Origin of the sequence: Anaerostipes butyraticus (genome assembly GCF_016586355.1) — a bacterium.
Lineage (GTDB): Bacteria > Bacillota > Clostridia > Lachnospirales > Lachnospiraceae > Anaerostipes > Anaerostipes butyraticus.
Genome location: NZ_BLYI01000007.1, coordinates 1 through 3,335, shown reverse-complemented (window position 1 = coordinate 3,335; position 3,335 = coordinate 1). Strand labels below are relative to the sequence as shown.

Annotated in this window: 2 rRNA genes; both read left to right on the top strand. The window is 52.9% G+C overall.

Going from position 1 to position 3,335, the window contains the following annotated elements:
• Nucleotides 1-30: 30 nt before the first annotated feature.
• Nucleotides 31-148 (top strand): 5S ribosomal RNA (gene rrf / locus JMF81_RS02280).
• A 302-nt stretch (nucleotides 149-450) separates the two neighbouring features.
• Nucleotides 451-3,335 (top strand): 23S ribosomal RNA (locus JMF81_RS02275).

The window sequence follows — 3,335 nt, the reverse complement described above, 5'->3', positions numbered from 1 at the left end:
ACACTGCGAAGAGACAGACAATTGAATATTTCCGGTGGCGATGCGCGTCGGGGAAACACCCGTACCCATCCCGAACACGATGGTTAAGACTGACGCGGCCGACAATACTTGGCTGGAGACGGCCCGGGAAGATAGGTGGCTGCCGGATCTTTTAAAGAGACTTACCGGTGATGCGATGTAAGAAGGAGGCTCCTTGCATGGGATGGCCGATAAGGCCAGGAGAGAGCGGAACAGCAGAAAGCGCATCGCGTGAATCAATGCTGATACCGCGGACGTACTTTGAAAACTTCATACAAAACCAGAAAAGAGTCATTCTTTAGAAAAGAATGAGTCAAGACATCAGATTTCATCGAGAATTAACAACGAAGAAAGAAAACACAAAGCCCGCTGATGTAACGCTATGCATCAGTGAGGAATGAGAGGATCGAAAGATCGAACCGTTCCAACTACGGTCAAAGTAGGAAGGGCGCAGGGTGGATGCCTTGGCACTGAGAGCCGATGAAGGACGTGATAAGCTGCGAAAAGCTTCGGGGAGGAGCACATATCCTGAGATCCGGAGATATCCGAATGGGGAAACCCGGCAGAGAGAACCTCTGTCAGCGTATGGTGAATCCATAGCCATGCGTGGGGAACCCGGGGAACTGAAACATCTAAGTACCCGGAGGAAAAGAAAGAAACATCGATTTCCAAAGTAGCGGCGAGCGAAATGGAAAGAGCCCAAACCAGCGTGCGTGCATGCTGGGGTTCGGACTGCGAGAAGGCAGGCGTAAGATAGGAGAAGGGACTGGGAAGTTCCGCCGGAGAGGGTGAAAGCCCCGTATCCGAAATCCCAAGCCGCCCAGCAGGATCCAGAGTAGGACGAGACACGAGAAACCTTGTCTGAAGGAGCGGGGACCACCCCGTAAGGCTAAATACTGCTCAGTGACCGATAGCGCATAGTACTGTGAAGGAAAGGTGAAAAGTACCCCGGGAGGGGAGTGAAAGAGAACCTGAAACCCTGTGTCTACAAGCTGTGGGACCTCTATACATGAGGGACTGCGTACTTTTTGTAGAACGGTCCGGCGAGTTGTCCTGTCTGGCGAGGTTAAGGACTTAAGGTCCGGAGCCGAAGTGAAAGCAAGCGTTAAGAGCGCGGAGAGTCAGACGGGGCAGACCCGAAACCGGGTGACCTATCCATGTCCAGGTTGAAGCTTCCGTAAGAGGAAGTGGAGGACCGAACCCACATCCGTTGAAAAGGGTGGGGATGAGGTGTGGATAGCGGAGAAATTCCAATCGAACCCGGAGATAGCTGGTTCTCCTCGAAATAGCTTTAGGGCTAGCCTCATGGCAGTCTTGCGGAGGTAGAGCACTGAATTCCTGCGGGGGCGTCAAAGCTTACCAAGGGATATCAAACTCCGAATGCCGTAAAGATGGTCCATGGGAGTCAGACCATACGAGATAAGTTGGATGGTCGAGAGGGAAAGAGCCCAGACCTACAGCTAAGGTCCCAAAGTGCGTGTTAAGTGGAAAAGGATGTGGGGATTCGAAGACAACTAGGACGTTGGCTCAGAAGCAGCCATGCATTGAAAGAGTGCGTAATAGCTCACTAGTCGAGAGTCCCTGCGCCGAAAATGTCCGGGGCTGAAACACGACACCGAAGCTTAGGAATGTGCAGACATTGGTAGAGGAGCATTGTTACCGGGATGAAGCCATACCGGAAGGAGTGGTGGACTGGTAAGAAGAGAGAATGCCGGAATGAGTAGCGAGATGAAGGTGAGAATCCTTCAGGCCGAATATCTAAGGTTTCCAGAGTAAAGCTGATCTGCTCTGGGTAAGTCGGGGCCTAAGGCGAGGTCGAAAGACGTAGTCGATGGATAACAGGTTGAGATTCCTGTACCACATATGGACAGAACTGTGGGGACACAGACAGGGAATGGGAGCCGGGAATGGAGAGCCCGGTGCAAGCGAGGTAGGAGTGCTGCTGGCAAATCCGCAGTACAATCTGAAGACGTGAAGCGGACCGAACATAAGTAGGGAAGCCCAGGCCCCTGGCTGTCGAGAAAAGCCGCTATTGTTTCATATGTGCCCGTACCGTAAACCGACACAGGTGGATGAGGAGAGAATCCTAAGGCCGACGGGAGAAGTGTTGTTAAGGAACTCGGCAAAATGACTCCGTAACTTCGGGAGAAGGAGTGCCATGAGAGTGGCCGCAGAGAAATGGCCCAAGCAACTGTTTAGCAAAAACACAGGTCTATGCGAAACCGAAAGGTGAGGTATATGGGCTGACGCCTGCCCGGTGCTGGAAGGTTAAGGGGAGAGGTTAGCGCAAGCGAAGCTTTGAACTTAAGCCCCAGTAAACGGCGGCCGTAACTATAACGGTCCTAAGGTAGCGAAATTCCTTGTCGGGTAAGTTCCGACCCGCACGAAAGGCGTAATGATTTGGGCACTGTCTCAACAACACACCCGGTGAAATTGAAATACCAGTGAAGATGCTGGTTACCTGCGCCAGGACGGAAAGACCCCATGGAGCTTTACTCCAGTTTGATACTGGGATTCGGCATGGCATGTACAGGATAGGTGGGAGACTGGGAAGTAGTGACGTCAGTCGCTGTGGAGTCGCTGTTGGGATACCACCCTTGCCATGTTGGGTTTCTAACCAGCAGCCGTGACCCGGCTGTGGGACAATGTCAGGCGGGGAGTTTGACTGGGGCGGTCGCCTCCGAAAGGGTATCGGAGGCGCTCAAAGGTTCCCTCAGAATGGTCGGAAACCATTCGAAGAGTGCAAAGGCAGAAGGGAGCTTGACTGTGACACCGACGGGTGGAGCAGGTACGAAAGTAGGACTTAGTGATCCGGTGGTTTTAAGTGGGAATGCCATCGCTCAACGGATAAAAGCTACCCTGGGGATAACAGGCTTATCACTCCCAAGAGTTCACATCGACGGAGTGGTTTGGCACCTCGATGTCGGCTCATCGCATCCTGGAGCTGTAGCAGGTTCCAAGGGTTGGGCTGTTCGCCCATTAAAGCGGTACGCGAGCTGGGTTCAGAACGTCGTGAGACAGTTCGGTCCCTATCCGGCGCAGGCGGAGGAAATTTGATAGGAGCTGTCCTTAGTACGAGAGGACCGGGATGGACGGACCGCTGGTGTATCTGTTGTACTGCCAAGTGCATAGCAGAGTAGCCAAGTCTGGAAGGGATAAACGCTGAAGGCATCTAAGCGTGAAGCCCCCCTAAAGATAAGATTTCCCATACCGAAAGGTAGTAAGACCCCTTGAAGACGACGAGGTAGATAGGGCAGAGGTGGAAGTGCGGCAACGCATGGAGCTGACTGTCACTAATCGGTCGAGGCTTTGACCAA